The following is a 17,410-nucleotide window of genomic DNA, read 5'->3' on the forward strand; positions in this document are numbered from 1 at the left end:
TTCAACCGGCTGATATCAATCTGACTCAGCATACGATTAAAACGAAAGCGAGTTGGATGAGTTACTATGCGCAAAGCGAGATAGCTGTCACCGATGTCCGGGTGCATAATTTTCGCTCCCTTGTTAATGTCGAGGTGGCGTTAAATGATTTAACAGTATTGATCGGAGCCAATAATGCTGGGAAAACCAGTTTTTTAGATGCGACCTTTGCTGCAATAGGTTCTGGTAGAAGGGCTTTAGGGCAAGACGACATTAGAATTGCAGTTGGCGAGGCATTTGCGCCTAAAGATCGCAAAGTCATTATTGATTTGCGCATCCGTCCTATTGATTCCACTGGAAAAATCCTTGATAAGTTCCCAGTTGGTAGTTTTTGGACAGCTTTGTGGGGGACTGAAATTGCAATTGATGCTGTTGATTTTTATGAGTTTGCTCCTATAAGAACCCAGCTTTTTTGGAGTCCCTCTAAAGCCGAATATATTGTTGAGCGTAATTTTCTCAAAGAATGGCGTGCATTTAAGGATTGGGTAGATACTCCATTGCAAAATAACTCTGTTCGTGCCACCCAGCTTGAGCCAATTGCCCTGCATCTGATTGATGCAAAGCGTGATTTGGATGATGACTTACGTAGGCAGGGCTCTTTTTGGCGCCGCTTAACGGATGACCTTGGCTTAGAGGATTCTGATATCTCCGACATTGAGGCTGCGCTATCCAATATTAATCAGGAATTAGTTAACAAAAGCCCGGTACTTCTTCATTTGCGAGAAAATTTATCAGATTTACAGAATGTAGTTTCTGCTGATAGTTCGGCGATTGATATTTCACCAGTGGCTCGTAAGTTACGAGACTTATCCAAAGGTGTTGACATATCATTTTCAACAACAGGCGCACAATCTTTTCCGCTTTCTCGCCATGGCATGGGAACCCGAAGCCTTGCTTCACTGCTCGTATTTAAAGCATTTGCTAGCTGGAGACATGCTCAAGCTACAAAAGGAGGGGATAAAGTACATACAATTCTTGCGCTTGAAGAGCCTGAATCACATTTACATCCGCAAGCCCAAAGATCACTTTTTAAGCACATTAAAGGGATTGCTGGACAGCGCATTGTCAGCACTCACTCCCCGTATTTTGCTGGGCAAGCGCAACTTGAGGATTTGAGGCTATTTATTAAAAAAGGTGGAGATACGGTTGTATCTAAACTTGATTTAACTCAACTGGAGAAGATTGATGATAAGCGTAAGTTAGAGGAGTGTGTCATAGAGTCTCGGGGAGATATTCTTTTTGCTCAAGCACTCGTGCTTTTTGAGGGGCAAACAGAGGAGCAGGCACTGCCTATTTGGGCTCAGGAATATTGGGGCGCATCCATTCATGAGTTGGGATTCAGTTTTGCCAGGGTTAATGGCACTGATTATTTTCCATTTATCTGGCTAGCGCAGAGTTTGGAAATTCCCTGGTACTTGATTGCCGATGGGGAGCCTCAACCTCTTCAAAGTCTCGAAAAGGCGCTAAAAAAAGCCAATCTACCGGAGTCTGCCAAATCCTCAAATATAGTTGTACTGCCTTCTGGGAATAATTTTGAATCGCAATTAGTGTTTGAAGGTTATATGCCTGAAATTGAGGCTGCGTTTGAGTCTGTATCGGGCAAGAAAGGGTTTCTTGATGGTTATATTGCCGATAATGATGGACTCTCTTATGGCCCCAATAAAGGTGTGCGAGACTATAAGAGTGCTGGAGGCAGGGAGCGAGCAGCGATTGATGCAATGAAGAAGCAAAAGACTAAACTAGCCAAGCCATTAGCGCATCAAATTATTGGCATCTCGGATCCAGCTAGAAGGTTTCCTTCGACTATTGATAATTTATTCAGAATTATTAGTGCAAATCACAGCATTCCAAAATCATAGGACCTCATATCTTGATGTTGCCAAGTAAAATTAGACTTTCTGATCAGCAGCTTTCGGTTGTCAATTATGTTGACGGGCCATTATTAGTGGTTGCTGGTCCTGGATCGGGTAAAACGCGAGTCCTGACAGAGCGCATTAGATCGCTTTTATCAAGCGTGCCGGGACACTTTCGCATCCTCGCATTAACTTTTACCAATAAAGCTGCCGATGAAATGCGTGAAAGATTAATTGATTTGGGGGATATGCGTCAGCGTGCATTTATTGGCACTATGCATAGCTTTTGCCTAGAAATCCTAACTGAACGTGGAGGGCTTGTTGGCGTTGATGGTTTGCCAAATATTTTCGAGCAATATAAAGATCGTAAAGAGATTTTGCTTAATGCGGTTATGGATGATCCCATGCTTGAGGAAGAGTTGAATCAAGAGGGGGATGCAAAGGCGCGAGGTAGGAAGATTGACTTATGGCTTCAGAGAATTTCATGGATCAAGGCTCATCCTATTTCATGCGCAGTGGTGGATGATGATGTAGAGCGTCGAGTTTTGGAGGCGTACGACAATGGTTTGAGGGCAAGTAATGCGTATGATTTTGACGACTTACTTATTTTGGTTTGTCGATTATTCGGAGATCACCCAAGGCTCGCTGAGTTCTATCAAAGGCTTTATCGATTTATTTGTATAGATGAAGCTCAGGATTTGAATGAAGCTCAATATGCTGTAATTTGCGCCTTATGCGGGGATGTATTCAGAAACGTCATGATGGTTGGTGATCCCAAGCAATCCATTTATGGATTTAATACATCTAGTCCTGAATATATGACTCGCTTTAAGTCTGAATTTCATGCAAAACAAATTGAATTAACTGAAAACTTTCGCTCTTCACGTGCAGTTGTGGGGGTGGCACGTGCTCTGGATTCTAATTATTTGGTAGCGGCTCAATTGCCAGTGGAGGGTCTGGTTGAGGTGATTGAGGGGGATGATGAGGAGAATGAGGCAAAGCGAATTGTTGATCAGATGCAACATCTTTTCAACTCTGGGCACTTAGACATCGAAGGGGACATTGACTCATCAAGGTGTGCAATTCTTGGTCGCACTCGATTCGTTTTGCTTGCGGTTGAAAAAGAGTTGCGCTGCAGAGGAATTCCCTTCTACAAAAGACTAACTGCTAATCATGAAAATGAATCAGAGCTTGTGGATGATTTTCAACTTGCACTACGAGTTCTTGCGAACCCCAGAGATCGCCTTCATTTTTCTGCATTAGTCAAAAAATGGAAGGCAGAAGCATCTTTGCTAACAGGCGATGCCATTGAAACGCTTAATAAAATGACTTTGAGTGCGGATGTGTTGCTTCGTGATAGGGCTGATGCTGTAGTTACTGCTATCAATTCTATTTTACGCAATCCCCAGCGATTGGATCTAATGCCTGCCTTTGGCATCCTCAAGGAATATGCTGATGGATTGGACGAGGGTGAAAAGCTTGCAATTTATGAGGATTTGGAGGTATTCAGACAGGAATGGGATCAATATCTCCGCTCAAATTCCTCTGTGCAAACTATCGCGGGATTTATGGTGAATAAGGCGCTTGGTGCTACGCAAAAATCTCATGGTGATGGGGTGGCGCTATTGACTGTGCATTCATCAAAAGGATTGGAGTTTGATGTTGTTTTTGTAGCGGGCATGGCTGAGGGCTCTTTTCCAGATTACCGCTCTACTTCAGGACGAGCGCTTCTTGAGGAGCGGCGCAATGCATTTGTGGCGTTGACTCGCTCAAAGAGACTTCTCTATTTGACGTATCCAAAATTACGGGTTATGCCTTGGGGCGGGATTCGTACTCAATATCCATCACGTTTTATTGAGGAAATGGGTTTAATTGAGTGAACTCAAATATACAATTAAGATATTGATCTGGAGTTCTTAATGTGGCCCTCCCAGTCCTTCATCAGCAGTGCACGCTTTTCTAATTGATCCTGCCTCCTATAAGCAGCTTCGGACTTATTTTTAATCGTATGGGCTAAAGCAAGCTCCACAGTCTCATTTGGGTAGTCAGTTGTTTCACCCGCCCAATCTCTAAATGTCGATCTAAATCCATGTGGAACATATTGAGAATATGCCGGCATTCTCCTCATGATGGCAATTAAAGACATATTGGATATGTTCTCTTTCTTGTGATGCTTGCTCGGGAACAAAGAGTCATTTGACCGATGCTTCGAGAGGTATTCATATATCTCGACTGCTCGAGTATTTAATGGAACGCGATGCGCTTTACCAGCTTTCATCCTTTCAGCCGGAATTGTCCACACCTTATTCTTTACATCAAACTCATCCCATTTCGCATTGAGTACTTCACTTGTTCGAGTGGCCGTAAGAATCAAAAACTCAAGAGCAAGTACAGAAAAGCCACTCTTTGTTCTGAGCTCTCTCATGAATTCGCCGATTTGCTGAAATGGCAGAGCGGGGTGATGACTTTTCTTTTGGATCTTATTGGCTTTAGGCAGTAGATGGGCTAGGGCGCCTTTAAGACGGGCCGGATTATCACCCTTGATATATTCATGAGCCTTGCACCAGTCAAAAATCACTTCAATTCGTTGCCGCACTCGGGTAGCTGTTTCAGTGCGGACATTCCAGAAGGGCCCCTCAACTTCACCAGACTTCTTTTTAATCTCTTGCTCAAGTAGCTTGGCAATATGACCGGTGTTGATCTGATCAACTCTCATCTTCCCAATTTTTGGGGTCACGAAGGTTGCTAAGGTGTTTTCCCATTGATCGGCATGCTTTGCATTTTTCCATTCAGACCTCTTGCCTTTGATGCATAACTCAGCAGCCTTTGCAAAGGTAATACCATCATTAATTGCACTTGTAGCTTTGCTGCGAGCCTTAGACCGCTCTTCGGCAGGGTCTATTCCTTCTAAGATCATTTTTCTGAGATCAAGGCTTGCTTTGCGTGCTTCAGCTAAAGATCGAGAATCCAGTGAACCTAGGCCCATTTCACGGCGTTTAAGTAGAGTGGGGCTGGTGTAACGAAAGATCCAGCTACGCTTGTAGTCGCTAACACCCTTAAAAACTTGGATATATAGCCCTTTAGATTCAGGGTCGGCATGGTATCCAGGAGTTACTATTGAGCCAAGACCTCGTGCCGTAAAACTGATTTTCCTACTCTCTTGCAATGCCGCTCCCTATGCTTTGTACCCACCGCTCTACCCACCAGTAATGCATAGATTTTAATGGGGTAGAGTGGGCTACTCAGGAGTAGGGTCAACCTTCAAACCCTTATATTTAAAGGGTTTATGGGTAATGATAGAGTGCTTTGGAGGGGCAAAATCTGGACACCTCTTCCGCCATATACGACAGCAGAGCCCCTATAGATGGGGCTCTTTGTTTTTGGAGCTCTTCTACCCACCACCAAAACATTGTCTAGATTTGGATTGAGTTGGATATAGGTGGGCGGGAAACTTCCCCGCAACGCTTGGCAAGATACTCGTAAATATCAAAGGAGCGTAGGTTCTCGACGCCGTTAATGACTGGAACATCCCCATAGCTCAAAAAAGCAGTTCTGAGCCGTTCAGAGCCTAAAAATGCGTTGATGGGGGATTGAAGAAAGTCATCCACAACCTTCTTGCATGCTTCGATTGCGTCGTCCAAGTTGTCAAACTCCCCAATGCGTACCCAGGGGCTCTGTTTACTCCTTCTAAAGTCGCTGTAAACATCAACGCTAAATGATTTCGATAAGTTGATTGCTTCCATAGTCGTCCCCTGAGTTTTCCGTAGGATTGTTAGCTTACCCTCAGGGGATACCCATCTTTTAATTGGTGGATTGACCACTCCTGTCCCGAATAAATGCCTGCACCTGTTCAATTGTCCAAAACGAAGACCTTCCAATCTTGATTGGTTTGGGAAACTCACCTTTCTGAACCATCAACCAAAACTTCGATTTAGAAACGGGCATCACTTTCAATATCTGCGGAATTCTCATCAAAGTAATAGGTGGGATTTGGGGGGTTGATTGACTCATCATCATCTCCTTAGCGGGCGCGCTTTAAGTTTTTACGATAAACCTGAAACACCATCTTTGCAGAACTCATTTTTGTATATCCGTAAGAGCGATACAAGCTATATAAGCGAATTGCCATCATTAAATTTAATCTCCGTTTATGTTTTGTTATGAATCATTTTGCGTGCTGCTGAAGTGCAATGTAGTCAATGAAATTTTGGTGGTCAATCAAATGTCAATAACCACTTTAAAAACACAAATTATTTTTTGACTACAAAAAAATATTTATTCATAGAAGTGACACAAGTCATATAAATAAATGGCTACAGAGCTGTCAGTAAATTCTGATAGCGCAAAGAGAGTGGTGGACACACATAGATCAATCAATACATCAAACCTCAAAATAAATTCATACGAATTTCCAAAGAAGGATTACAGACATTTGATAGATAAATAAATTAAAGAAAAATTCAGAAAAAACGCGTTTGACGATACGCTTTCCGATTGTTAGATTCATCTCTTGCAAAAAAATATTGCACGCAAGAAAAAGAACTACACGGAGACAGATCGAGATGAATTACTACGAGCATCACATTGGAGATTACGCAGAAGCGACTGCGCATCTTACATTCATAGAGGATGCAACCTACAGCCGCCTCATCCGAAAGTACTACGCCACGGAAAAACCGCTACCTAACGAGATCAAGTTAGTGCAAAGATTGATCAACGCGCGATCAAAAGAAGAAAAAAATGCAGTTGTATCTGTCCTCAATGAATTTTTTACCCTTACTGATGATGGCTGGAGACAAGAGCGCTGTGACCATGAAATAGCCCGCTTCAAAGATAAGCGGATCAAAGCCAGGCGGAGCGCAGAAGGGAGGTGGCAATCACTTCCAGCAGAGAATTTACAATCGGAAATCACCCAAAATATCGGATGCGTTCGCAATGCTATCGCATTGCGAACGCAATGCTCACCAGACACCAAGGCTAACGAACATGATGATGGTCGTGGCACCATGATCACGGAGAACCGCATCAAGTTACTGAACATGGCTGCTAGTTGATCTGACTGAGCGATTGCAGGATGAACACAACGAAGCGCGTGATCGATTTAATCAACACCGCGACCTCTGTATACCGGGATGGGTAGCCTCTGCTGATATCAATGAGAAGACCATCAAGAAGCACTCAGACTCACGATTTGGTGAGATCACGATTGTGGATAGCAGCAGGTGTTTGGGTGCGGCTGCGGGTGTTGAAGTAACCATGGTGTGTGGGCGCGTGTAACTGCGCCCCACTGCCAACACCAATTAAAAGCCTAGGCGGTAGTGGGGCGGTGGACTTCCATACTTATTCATACCTTCGAGCATCAAGAAAAGAGCTAATGACATGCTTCCAATCATCACCTCTCTAGTACAAACCTTAGCAGTCAATGGCCTTGGATTGCTTGCGGGCGCGGTTCAAGCCAAAGGCAAAGAATTCATTGAGAGCAAGATTGGGGTGAGAATTCCCGACAATCCTAGCCACGAAGATCTCATCAAGCTCAAACAGCTGGAGATTGAGCAAGAGCAGCTTCTATTGTAATACACGCTAAAGCAAAAAGAGCTCGAGATAGAGGAATCCAAGCTTCTAGCGGAGATGCATCGAGCTTCACAAGACAATGCCACCAGTCGTTGGCAATCCGATATGGGCAGTGACTCCAGGTTATCGAAGAACATCAGACCAGGAACGCTGGTTTATATCCTCACGGCCTACCTGTTATTTGCATTGCTATCAGCAATGGGTATAGATATCAATGAAGCCTATGTAAGGCTTCTTGGCGAATGGGGCCAGTTAGTCATGCTGGCCTATTTTGGCGGTAGATCAGTCGAGAAGATCTTTGAGATGCGCATGCATAGCTCAAATAAAAAAGAAGAAGCTAGGTGAATACAAAGGTAAGTGGTCTAGTAGCAGAGCAAGCTGCCTTTCTAATTGACGTCAGCAGACTAATCCAGTTTGCTACTGCGGAGGGGTGGGTGATTACTGGTGGCGAGCTTTGGCGTTCTCCGGAGCAACAAGAGATCTACTTTAAGACCGGCAGATCAAAGACTATGAATAGCAACCACCTAAGGCGTTGCGCTATTGATCTAAATTTCTTTTGGAATGGAAGACTAGTTTGGGATAAAGAGTTGATCCGCATGGTCGGTGAATACTGGGAAAGCCTAGGGCCAAAGAATAGATGGGGCGGGAATTTCAAAGGGTTTGTGGATGTGCCGCATTTTGAGAGGGTGGTTTAAAATTACCTAGATGGCTGCTTTCAGCCAATACCGATTGGAAGAGTGGAGAATTGAAAACGTAGGATAGAGGGCTAAAACAGTTCTGCACATTGGGTCTAAGCTGGTTGCGACCTACTGCCCTACAAGCAACGAATCTCGTGGCTCACAGCGGTTTCAAATATTTCCCAAATGGCATCGACAGCGTCGAGTCGGGGACTTAATTTTGTGACTGCTTGATGGCAATTTCTTTTATATGTTGCACAAGTTTGTGAACATTAGTCATTGGGTTTTCATTGCTAGTGTGTCCGCGTCTCTCAAGCCATCCAGCGTTTTTAATGGCGGTTTCTAGCCTTGTTATTAGTTCTTGGCAAATCAAATCATCCGCTTTTTTATAGGCACGAATGTGATTTTGATTTGAGATGTATCTCACAACTTCGGCAGAGGTGCCAAATGAACGATCTGTTTGCTCAAAATGAAGCAGCACCCATAGTTCAAACGATGGAATGCTAACAGCCTCTTTAATGGGAAGGGGTTTTCTAGTCCGCCGACTTAGGCTTCGTATTTTTTCTCTGGCCCTGTCAAAGCTTTCATGAATATCTTTATCAAATACACAATAGATATGGTCGTAACCATCGTTTGTTAAGTTGAGCTGCTCTGCTTTATTAACTAGATTCACAGGCGCTGAGTCGGTGCCGTTGTCGCAAACATATATGGTAGCAGTGGCCAGCCTTAGGCTTTGACAAATAGCCTTGAGGTATTTGGTCTCAGTTTCACCTTCGCAAACAATCAGCGTTACTTCTTTGGGCGGAGTATTCCCCGCTTTTCTAGTAAATGATCTTTCGCCCCTTAATACTGAGAGTCTACGAGAAGTCATTAGTTAATTTCCCCCACAACAGGGACAGCTCCGTATCTGCCTTTAAGGTATCCGCGTTCTAGAGCTTCTTCTTTGCGCGGATTATAGTCAAGCAAGGAATAGAGATGTGTTGCCTTTTGATTGCTTTTTTCAACAAACCAAATTTGATCTCTTCTTAATAATGCTGTATCCAAAAGATTTGTATCGTGTGTTGTAAAAACCAGTTGAGCGTTACTTTTATTTTTCTTGCTATGAAATAATTCAACAAGAAATCGAGTAATTTTTGGATGAAGACTTCGTTCTAATTCATCAACTAATAAGGTTGCCCCAATATCAAGCGACCTAATCCAGCCTCCAGTTAGATTAAATAATTTCCTGGTGCCCTCAGACTCATCTTCTATGCTTAAGTGAACCACTTCATTGGTCTTTGCGTTCTTATGCGTAGTAGTGACTTTAATCATAGTCGGTTTTTGGCCAACGCCATCCTCAGGACCGCCAAGGTTAAAGTGAAATGCACCTAGCGCAAAGGGGTTGTTACCAATAAATTGAGTTTGAGGAGGTAGCTCCTCTTCTTTAATATCAATGCCATCAATGCCAACATCAGCAGCTTTTAGGTAATCAAGGATTTTGTATCCTTCATTGTTCTTGATGAGATTAATGCTAAGCCATGGATTGAGGTCTATGCCCGATGTAATGACAATGAGTTGATTGGCTATCCAGCCAAAAGGAGTTTTAAGTTGTTCGTTATTTAATTGAACGGCAGTAGAAAAAAACAAAGAATTATTTCTAGTGAATTCTTGCCAAACCTTTTTCTCTGCCTTATCACCCTTAAACTTCGATCCAAACCACCATTCATATTTGCCAGACTCTTTGTTTAGCTCGCGCTCAAACCAGCGTTGAGGTCTTCCATTCGGATAAGAAACCATCCACTCTTTTTCTACTGCCTTTGGTGTGGCGGAGAGATGGTATTCATACTTCACACCATCATTTGCTATGAAAACAATATTGAATTCAGAGGGCTCGTTTGGGATATTTCCGTCAAGCAAGAAAGGGGTAATGCCTCCCATTGGGATGCCCTCTTGAGAGGAGGCGGAGTGAAGGATGAGCTGTTGTAATACCAGTGTAGCTTTTAAGAGATTGCTCTTGCCTGCTGCATTTGGTCCATAAACAACTGCCGATTTAAGGTATTTGGTTGCCTCGTCAGGCAGTTCAATTACATTTTTTTCAGCATGCTCAGAGTCTGTGCTGGCTACCATGCTCAGGGTTTGGCGCTCAAGAATGGACTTGAAATTGGCGACGCTAAATTCTATTAACATGTCTTTTCGTGTAATTAAATTGTAATTTACGCATATTTTCTGCAAAAAACGATTTTAAATGTAACATACAAGTGTTTTCAAGTAAACCAAGTAATTTCCGCCTTAACGAAGACTGTATAAATTTACAGCGAATTATTGATGTTTAGAGCTTAAATTGGGAAGGAGAGCCATATGAACTTAATAGACTCTTTGTTTAGAAATGAGAATCGTCGTACTGCTTATAACGATTTTCTAAATTTAGTTGCGCCCCAAATAATCATAGATCTTCAAAATGAGTTGGAAAGCATTGATTTTCATTCTTTTGTGGAGCCTGTTATTGAATTTAATTCTCCAGCCATTAAGTTCACAGTTTCTAGCGACAACAGTGCCGGGGAAGTCTTTGTGTTGTTTGATTCAGCCTGGGGGACTTATGCTGTTGGGCAAAAGTCTTTGGGCGGCAACTTTAATTCAAGGTCGTTGCAAAACTCTAAAGATGCAGAAGAGGAAATTAAATCTAGACTTAGAAATCTGATGATGAGCTGGTATAGCCCTCGGGATTCTGAGTCGTGGTAAAAACCTGGCTCAGAGAGATTGACAATACGACGTGCCGTAAGGCTAAATTTATTCGACATTCGGCATCCCAAACTCAAGCAAAAATTACCCCTTTTGAACTCATCTTTAATCAACATATTTTATTCAATCTCAATGGGTTACACGGGAGCATGGTTACATGGAAGCCATTTCAATGATGGGTCTAATGATGGAGTTTGAACCCCCCTTGATACCCACCATGCAGAAAAAAAATTAGATTAAATAGATTAGTTCACCTTTTGTTGGTTATTCGGCAGTCGAAACTCTCTAAGGCGCTAACGATGATTTTTTTCCCGTTACTCACCCATCAGTAAGACATAGTCTCAGATGGATTTAGGTGGTTTAATCGGGAGGGGGGTTAGCCTTTAAAGCCATATAATTCATGGGTTTATGGATAATGCTAGAGTTCACTGGAGGGGCAAAATCTAGACACCTCTTCCGCCATATACGACAGCAGAGCCCCTAACCACGGGGCTCTATGTTTTTGGGGCTCTTCTACCCACCACTCTCCCACCACCAAAACATTGTCTGAGCTCATTGCCCGGCATGGATCAGAGAAGGTCGGATTGCGCAACACTTAGGCAATATGGGAATTTAAGGTGTTTTTTTGACATGTCGCTCCTAATGGGTGACATGTCAATAAAGCTGCATATTTCTGGCTAAATTGCCCTGGAATGTCAATAAAACTGCTAATAATCGCAGTTATTGTCAATAAATCTGCCTATTCCAAGTGAATTTAGCTTTTGAAGCTAGTTAGCAAAAAACATTCAAACTGCTATTTCGTAAGAAAAAGTGAGGATATGTTTAAAAATGTATGAATCTATTGAAGTATGTAAGAAAAAGTATGTAAATATGTGTAATCGTAAGAAAAAGTGTGTATATGTAAGAAAAAGTGTGGGAAAATAGCCATTCGAACGAAAAAGTGGGGCTTGGGGAAAATATGGGCGATATAGGCTATTCACAGGTAAAAAGTCAGCTTGATCTCAGTGCTTTTGACCCACTTGCACCCGCACGCCTTGCCTCGGTAACCAGTGTAACGTCCACCCAGGGCGAGTTGTTGATACCCGCAAAGGTGGCTCCCAAAGATGATCGCCCACTAAGCCACCTGTTGTTTGCGCTAAAGCATGAAGGAGTTAATCTCCAATTGTTATCGCAGGCCTTAAGAAAAATCCCAGCCCAAGAGATGCTGGCCGCAATTAGCGAATCGCCAACAGGCGTTTACATTCGTACGGCTTGTTTTTTGTGGGAAGCCTTTAATAAGCAAGAGTTAAAGGGCGCGCCAGTAATTACGGGGCCTATGGTTAATTTATTTGACCCCAAAAAATACATTACAGGACCAAGCATACGCAATGCCAAATGGCGAGTTAACTTCAATGGCTTGGGTTCTTTGGATTACTGCGTAACTGTTGAGCGAACCACACGTATTAATAGCCTGCTTGAATCTAATATTCTCCAGAAAGCAAATGAATTTCTATCAGAACTAGGTGGGGCCGCATCCGATAGGGCAATGTCATGGGCTTATTTAAGCGAGACCAAAAGTTCTTTTGAGATTGAGCATGAAACACCAAGCGCAACTAAAGCAGAAGCATTTGTAGAGCTGCTTAAAAAAGCACATCTGACTCCTCAATTGAATGAAGAATACTTGGTTGGATTGCAAAACACTGCCATTACAAACCCATTAGATAGGGCCGTTCATTATCGGCATGAGCAGAATTGGTTAAGTAGTCCGTTACGCGGTGCTGCTGGCGTAACCTATATTCCACCGCCACCTGAAATCGTTAATGACTTGATGAAAGGTTTGGTAGATTTTGCTAATGCCTCGCCAAAGCAGATAGACCCCTTGGTTGCAGCTGCAATTATTTCATTCGGGTTTGTTTTTATCCACCCATTTATGGATGGAAATGGACGTTTGTCCAGATTTTTATTTCATCATGCAATATGCCAGTCTGGCGCTTTAAAGAATGGCCTGCTATTGCCAGTATCTATTGCGATGAAGCGCAATGAAGATGCATACCTAGCAGCTCTAAAGAGCTTTTCTGAGCCTGCTCGCAAGCGCTGGGAAGTTATTTGGATTGATGGTGATGAATATCAAATGACCTTCAAATCAGATGATTCCTTATATCGCTATTGGAATGCCACTGCCTGTGTTGAGTTTGGATTGGAGATGGCCAAGCAGGCACTAGAAAAGGACTTAAGAGAAGAGACTGAATTCTTAGCCAAGTACGATCTTATTTACCGTGCGATTGATGGTCAGTACGATGTACGGGGCAAGGACCTCAATACCTTAATTCTGGCTTGCATGGAGCAAAACGGAAAACTATCGGCTAACCGTCGTAAGAAATTTACAACAACAGTACCTGAAGAAATATTTAATGCTATTGAGGTTGAATATGCGAAGGTAGTGGGCTGATTCAAAAATCCCCAGAGTAATTCTGTCAAGGGCACCCCAAGGGGGAGGCTTGCGAACCCTTGGCGGCCACGATTAAAGCAACGCTCTTTTATGCCCAAGGTGGCAGAGAGACGCATTGGGCATAAAGACTCATGGCGCAAAAATTATAGAAGCAGTGACATTGTATTAGTTGTCGAGTTTGCGAACTAGGATTGAAAGATTTTGAAAATTTTCATCGAAAGTTAATTTGGGGTTCGTAGTTTGTATGACATTTAAGCATTCCTGTAGGTGACTTCTTATCCAAAAAGGATTTTCTCCTACAATGCAATTTAAATAGATTAATGCAGCCTCCGGAAATTTGAGGCAAATATTGACCCTCAATAACTCTTGAATTAAATTATCAGGATATTTTGATGGCTTTAGCCAGGGACGTAGGAGTTCAAGAGCCTCCGGAAATTCATCATCCGCTGCTATGCATAATCTGCAAAAGTTTTCTGAAATTGCATCCATGTTGAACGTTTTCTTGTTCAATTGTTTTGGCCAAACATTATGGATATAGGGCTTAATCCTATGCTTCCAGAATTCAGATTTTTGATCTCCAGCACCTTCAAGATTTTGCACTAGCGCTCTTGAAGCGCTTACCAGCCCGCTTGGTGGAAGATTTCTAGTTGCAAGCGTCAACTCTTTTTGTGTAAAGCTAGCTGTAAGAATTAAGAACTCAAGGGCAAGATCATCAAATACTTAAACTCTCGCGAAGATGAGGTTGATCATTCAGCTAAGGCTCAATGCTTTTACAAATATCTGACTGATCCTTTTTATATGCAGGTGTTTGTGCAAACCAATAAACCAGAGCAATGGTAATCTACGATTGAATCCATCTACGACTCAATAGGGATGCCAGAGCCTAGCTTCGCCAATGTAAAGATCACGCCACTGAAGTCGCTTCAGCCTATTCGGGCACGAACTTCAACATTGGGGGCGCCACTCGCTAGCTCTGAAAACCCTATGGATCGAATTGCTCAGCACTTAGGCAATATGGGAATCTAAAGCGGATAGAAATGGCTCAAGAGATTTATTGAGCCATTTCTCCTGCTATAAATTTAGTCAAAGGTTTGATGTCGCCATCCACACTCGCTTTTTCAAGTGCATTCATATAGCGCTTTCTCTCGCTTACTCGAACGACCGTCCATGGGTAGCCGCCTGATGCCAATAAAGCATTCATCAAGAACCGTCCAATACGACCATTACCATCAAAGTAAGGATGTATGAATACAAATATATGGTGACCTAGAACCGCTCTTACGCAGGCTTCTGGCTCATTTTCAATTAAATCAAACAAAGCTTCCATGCTATCAAGTAGGGCTTCTCTTGGCAGGGGAGTGTGTAAGGAGTTGCGAATAAACACCGGACCCGTCCGATAACCTGCTAACTGATGGCGTTGCAAAATACCCGCGAGCACTGTTGGATTGAACATGGCGGCGTACCAGTCATGATGGCTTTTTTTGACAACATCACCTGAATTAGATCTAGCTAGAATTAATTTAATACTTTCTTTTACTTCGTTAAAGGCCAAAAAGTAGCCGCGTGCGGCTAAAGCATCTTTACTCTTTTTATCCTCTTCGCTGATCTCAGGATTCCAGCCCTCTTTGGCGATACGCTCAATCAATTCATCAGTAACTTGATAGCCTTCAATGGAGAGTGAGTTGTAGGCATCTGCTACATAACGTTCCTGAATTTGCTTCATATAGACTGCTGGGCTTTTCGGAATGCCGGGGGCCTTTGGAAAATTCTGGATAACGTCTTCACGCCACGTCGCCCACATGGAGCGAATGCGTAGAACATAAGGAGACTTTTCTCGGGACTGGCTGATAGTCGGTTCTGGTAGCTCAAATGGATTCTTGGCTTGGATGGCGTGCCCAGCCTTGTTCAGAGCCTTAATAATGCGCTCTCCGTCATCTTTCCTATTAGTAAAAGTAAGTGCGCCTGCCAAGCGAGCGGCGGCTGTTGGGAGGCAATTGCCCATCAGTAGAGTTGCCAGTAATTCTGCTGGGTCGCGTACCATCGCCAATCCAATTTCCGCCTCCATGGGATGATTAATAAAGAATTGGGGCCCCACCATACAAAGTGCTTCAGCTATTGGTAAGACTTGTAAGCCTCGAATTTCTGTGCGGGTTTTGGAGACGCGCTTCTCATCCTGATAAATAACCAGTGAGGTGTCAAATGGGAGTTTGACAATGCTAGTTCCACCATCTTTACTTACGATGGTAATTTGCTTGGGAACGGTAGTGCTACCGGTATGCAGCAGGAGTGATGCCTCGGCATTTAAGCAGTAGCGCTTACCAAAACGCTTAGCAAGATACCCAGACATAAAGGCCCAATAATTAGCATACCAAGCGGTAGAGTCGCCATCATGATCGCTAGGGTTTGAGCAAATGTACCAACCCTTCATTACCGAGCGTATAAACCCAGTTTCTAAAAGCAGGGCGCGCTGAGTGTCAGCGAGATCTTTTGATTCAATCACGCCATGATGCTTATCTTGGAGTCTTTTTAAAGCCTTTAAAGACTCAGAAAGCTTCAGAGAATCTGTACTTTTTTTGATTGACTTAGTTGCCATTTATTGTCTTAAAATATTGATTTAAATGGATTTAATACAGATAATTACTTTGTTTTTCCATATAAATTTACTTTGTTATCTAGGTAAAATCTACTTTGTTATTGTCCCACACTTGATGATAAAAGTATGTAGTCCAATAGAGGACTTATGTGGACTATGGGCATTCATTCCGTCAAGGGCACCCCAACGGGGTGGCTTGCACACCCTTGACGGCCACGACCAAAGAAACGCTCTTTTATGCCCAAGGTGGCGCAATGACACATTGGGCATAAAGACCCATAGCGAGCTAAGGAGCTAAGTAAATAAAAACCCCAGAAATATTCAAACCCCACACAAACCGCCCCAATAATCAATTCATGTAGTGAGAGCTAATCACTCAGGCTACTGCCTCACGCCATCGCGTAAAAGCTAACCGTCGTAAGAAATTTACAACAACAGTACCTGAAGAAATATTTAATGCTATTGAGGTTGAATATGCGAAGGTAGTGGGCTGATTCAAATGACCTCCTCCCATCATCGTTTCTATGTAAAACAGGGGGGGGTATTTTTTTGAATTAATGTCCATTTGTAACCCTATTTCGGACGTTCAACTCAACTATTTAGGGGTGTCTGACAGGCAGAGAACGGCCAGCAGCAGTCAGTCATGGTTGAAAATTATTGTTTTTTGGTGCAAATAGTGTGGCTGGGGGAGTGCCAATGGATATGAAGCTTATATATAATCAACATACCAATTAACCACTCGCCTTGGAGTCGAGTATGCATTTTAAGAAACTATTTACGGCCATCCTTTTTGTATTAAGCAGTTTTACAGGGGCCGTACAAGCACAAACTAACTACAACTTTAGTTTTACTATGGATTACGACCAATACTTAGGTCTAGATATTGCCGGAGGTACATTTACAGTTGATAATTCGGGAATTATTACCAACGCAACTGGATCAATAAATTACTTAAATCGATCTGATAATAGTATTGTTTCTTACGCTATTACTGGTGTTGGTGCCCCGGGCAATTACAATGATAATGTTTTCACAAATAGCTCTCCATGGGTTAGCAGTAAAGGCGTGAACTTATTAACCGGTGGACCAGTAACAACACCACCACCTAATTATGATCCTGCAGGTGTAACAAGCTTTCTTTTATCTTCTAATTCGGGCATTGTTTCTCTGACTGCTGGTGATGGTCCAATGAGCGGTACCTTAACAGTTACTGGCGGCGCCCCCGAAATCGATGGCTCGCTCGCTCCTAAAGTAGGATTCCTATTGGGATGCTTATTCCTGATGTTTGGTCGTAAGAAGCAAAATGCTGAACCAATCCTTGCTGCATAAATCAGTAGTTCAGCTTTGTTTTTAGCCCACTTCGGTGGGTTTTTCTTTATCTAGCCACCGTCTCTTATGGGTCGAGGCTGTGTAAAAACTCAAAACACTTCCATTAATTTCGATTTAGAGCGTGCACACGGGTTTTGGTTTCTCAATAAAGCGCCCTGAGGGGCTCAAGCATCCTGTTTCGGTAAATATTGGTCTTTTATTA

At 42.9% G+C, this 17,410-nt stretch carries 18 protein-coding genes; 11 read left to right on the forward strand and 7 right to left on the reverse strand.

From position 1 onward, the window contains the following. Nucleotides 1-56 precede the first annotated feature (56 nt). Nucleotides 57-1,898, forward strand: a complete 1,842-nt coding sequence (locus ICN37_RS03100; protein WP_216154784.1) for an ATP-dependent endonuclease — start codon at nt 57-59, stop codon at nt 1,896-1,898. A gap of 14 nt (nt 1,899-1,912) precedes the next feature. Then, complete coding sequence (locus ICN37_RS03105; protein WP_216860884.1) at nt 1,913-3,772, forward strand: ATP-dependent helicase; 1,860 nt, start codon at nt 1,913-1,915, stop codon at nt 3,770-3,772. Between the two features lie 14 nt (nt 3,773-3,786). Here ICN37_RS03105 and ICN37_RS03110 read toward each other — a convergent pair whose 3' ends face one another. From ICN37_RS03110 to ICN37_RS03120, 3 genes are all read right to left on the reverse strand, one after another. Further along, nucleotides 3,787-5,058, reverse strand: coding sequence for a site-specific integrase (locus ICN37_RS03110; RefSeq protein ID WP_216154785.1), 1,272 nt, complete (start codon nt 5,056-5,058; stop codon nt 3,787-3,789). 247 nt (nt 5,059-5,305) lie between these two features. Further along, the gene (locus ICN37_RS03115; RefSeq protein WP_216154787.1) at nt 5,306-5,635 is read right to left on the reverse strand and encodes a hypothetical protein; all 330 of its coding nucleotides are present in this window, start codon (nt 5,633-5,635) and stop codon (nt 5,306-5,308) included. Nucleotides 5,636-5,693: 58 nt separating this feature from the next. Continuing rightward, nucleotides 5,694-5,903 carry an AlpA family transcriptional regulator gene (locus ICN37_RS03120; protein ID WP_215294500.1) on the reverse strand — a complete coding sequence of 70 codons (210 nt, stop codon included), beginning with the start codon at nt 5,901-5,903 and terminating at the stop codon, nt 5,694-5,696. 551 nt (nt 5,904-6,454) lie between these two features. On the opposite strand from ICN37_RS03120, the gene ICN37_RS03125 reads away from it, so the two are divergent. The 5 genes from ICN37_RS03125 (at nt 6,455) to ICN37_RS11675 (ending at nt 8,158) form a co-directional block, all read left to right on the forward strand. Next, nucleotides 6,455-6,946, forward strand: a complete 492-nt coding sequence (locus ICN37_RS03125) for a YdaU family protein (protein WP_216154789.1) — start codon at nt 6,455-6,457, stop codon at nt 6,944-6,946. A 13-nt stretch (nt 6,947-6,959) separates the two neighbouring features. After that, on the forward strand, nt 6,960-7,169 hold the full coding sequence (locus ICN37_RS03130) for a hypothetical protein (protein ID WP_216154791.1): 210 nt from the start codon (nt 6,960-6,962) through the stop codon (nt 7,167-7,169). Between the two features lie 102 nt (nt 7,170-7,271). Next, nucleotides 7,272-7,466: a hypothetical protein gene (locus tag ICN37_RS03135; protein WP_216154793.1), complete on the forward strand. Its 195-nt coding sequence runs from the start codon at nt 7,272-7,274 to the stop codon at nt 7,464-7,466. Nucleotides 7,467-7,520: 54 nt separating this feature from the next. Beyond that, a complete protein-coding gene (locus tag ICN37_RS03140) occupies nt 7,521-7,808 on the forward strand; it encodes a hypothetical protein (RefSeq protein WP_216154795.1) in 288 nt (95 codons plus the stop codon). Further along, a complete protein-coding gene (locus ICN37_RS11675) occupies nt 7,805-8,158 on the forward strand; it encodes a M15 family metallopeptidase (RefSeq protein WP_216154797.1) in 354 nt (117 codons plus the stop codon). The genes ICN37_RS03140 and ICN37_RS11675 overlap by 4 nt, the downstream gene beginning before the upstream one ends. A gap of 196 nt (nt 8,159-8,354) precedes the next feature. Here ICN37_RS11675 and ICN37_RS03150 read toward each other — a convergent pair whose 3' ends face one another. Further along, the gene (locus ICN37_RS03150; protein WP_216154799.1) at nt 8,355-9,011 is read right to left on the reverse strand and encodes an RloB family protein; all 657 of its coding nucleotides are present in this window, start codon (nt 9,009-9,011) and stop codon (nt 8,355-8,357) included. Then, the gene (locus ICN37_RS03155) at nt 9,011-10,351 is read right to left on the reverse strand and encodes an ATP/GTP-binding protein (RefSeq protein ID WP_216154801.1); all 1,341 of its coding nucleotides are present in this window, start codon (nt 10,349-10,351) and stop codon (nt 9,011-9,013) included. The genes ICN37_RS03150 and ICN37_RS03155 overlap by 1 nt, the downstream gene beginning before the upstream one ends. 126 nt (nt 10,352-10,477) lie before the next feature. Between ICN37_RS03155 and ICN37_RS03160 the strand changes: the two genes are divergently transcribed. Beyond that, a complete protein-coding gene (locus ICN37_RS03160) occupies nt 10,478-10,858 on the forward strand; it encodes a hypothetical protein (protein WP_216154803.1) in 381 nt (126 codons plus the stop codon). A gap of 958 nt (nt 10,859-11,816) precedes the next feature. Then, a complete protein-coding gene (locus ICN37_RS03165) occupies nt 11,817-13,286 on the forward strand; it encodes a Fic family protein (protein WP_216154805.1) in 1,470 nt (489 codons plus the stop codon). Between the two features lie 165 nt (nt 13,287-13,451). On the opposite strand, the gene ICN37_RS03170 is transcribed toward ICN37_RS03165, so the two are convergent. Beyond that, a complete protein-coding gene (locus ICN37_RS03170; RefSeq protein ID WP_068948670.1) occupies nt 13,452-13,946 on the reverse strand; it encodes a hypothetical protein in 495 nt (164 codons plus the stop codon). 213 nt (nt 13,947-14,159) lie between these two features. On the opposite strand from ICN37_RS03170, the gene ICN37_RS03175 reads away from it, so the two are divergent. After that, complete coding sequence (locus ICN37_RS03175) at nt 14,160-14,312, forward strand: hypothetical protein (protein WP_161484811.1); 153 nt, start codon at nt 14,160-14,162, stop codon at nt 14,310-14,312. Between the two features lie 25 nt (nt 14,313-14,337). Here the strand turns inward: ICN37_RS03175 and ICN37_RS03180 are convergent, their stop codons facing one another. Continuing rightward, nucleotides 14,338-15,879: a Fic family protein gene (locus ICN37_RS03180; protein ID WP_216154808.1), complete on the reverse strand. Its 1,542-nt coding sequence runs from the start codon at nt 15,877-15,879 to the stop codon at nt 14,338-14,340. A gap of 756 nt (nt 15,880-16,635) precedes the next feature. Here ICN37_RS03180 and ICN37_RS03185 point away from each other — a divergent pair. Beyond that, nucleotides 16,636-17,208 (forward strand): hypothetical protein, encoded by a 573-nt coding sequence (locus ICN37_RS03185; protein ID WP_216154810.1) that lies wholly within the window; start codon nt 16,636-16,638, stop codon nt 17,206-17,208. Nucleotides 17,209-17,410 lie beyond the last annotated feature (202 nt).

This window comes from Polynucleobacter sp. P1-05-14 (assembly GCF_018881675.1).
GTDB lineage: Bacteria > Pseudomonadota > Gammaproteobacteria > Burkholderiales > Burkholderiaceae > Polynucleobacter.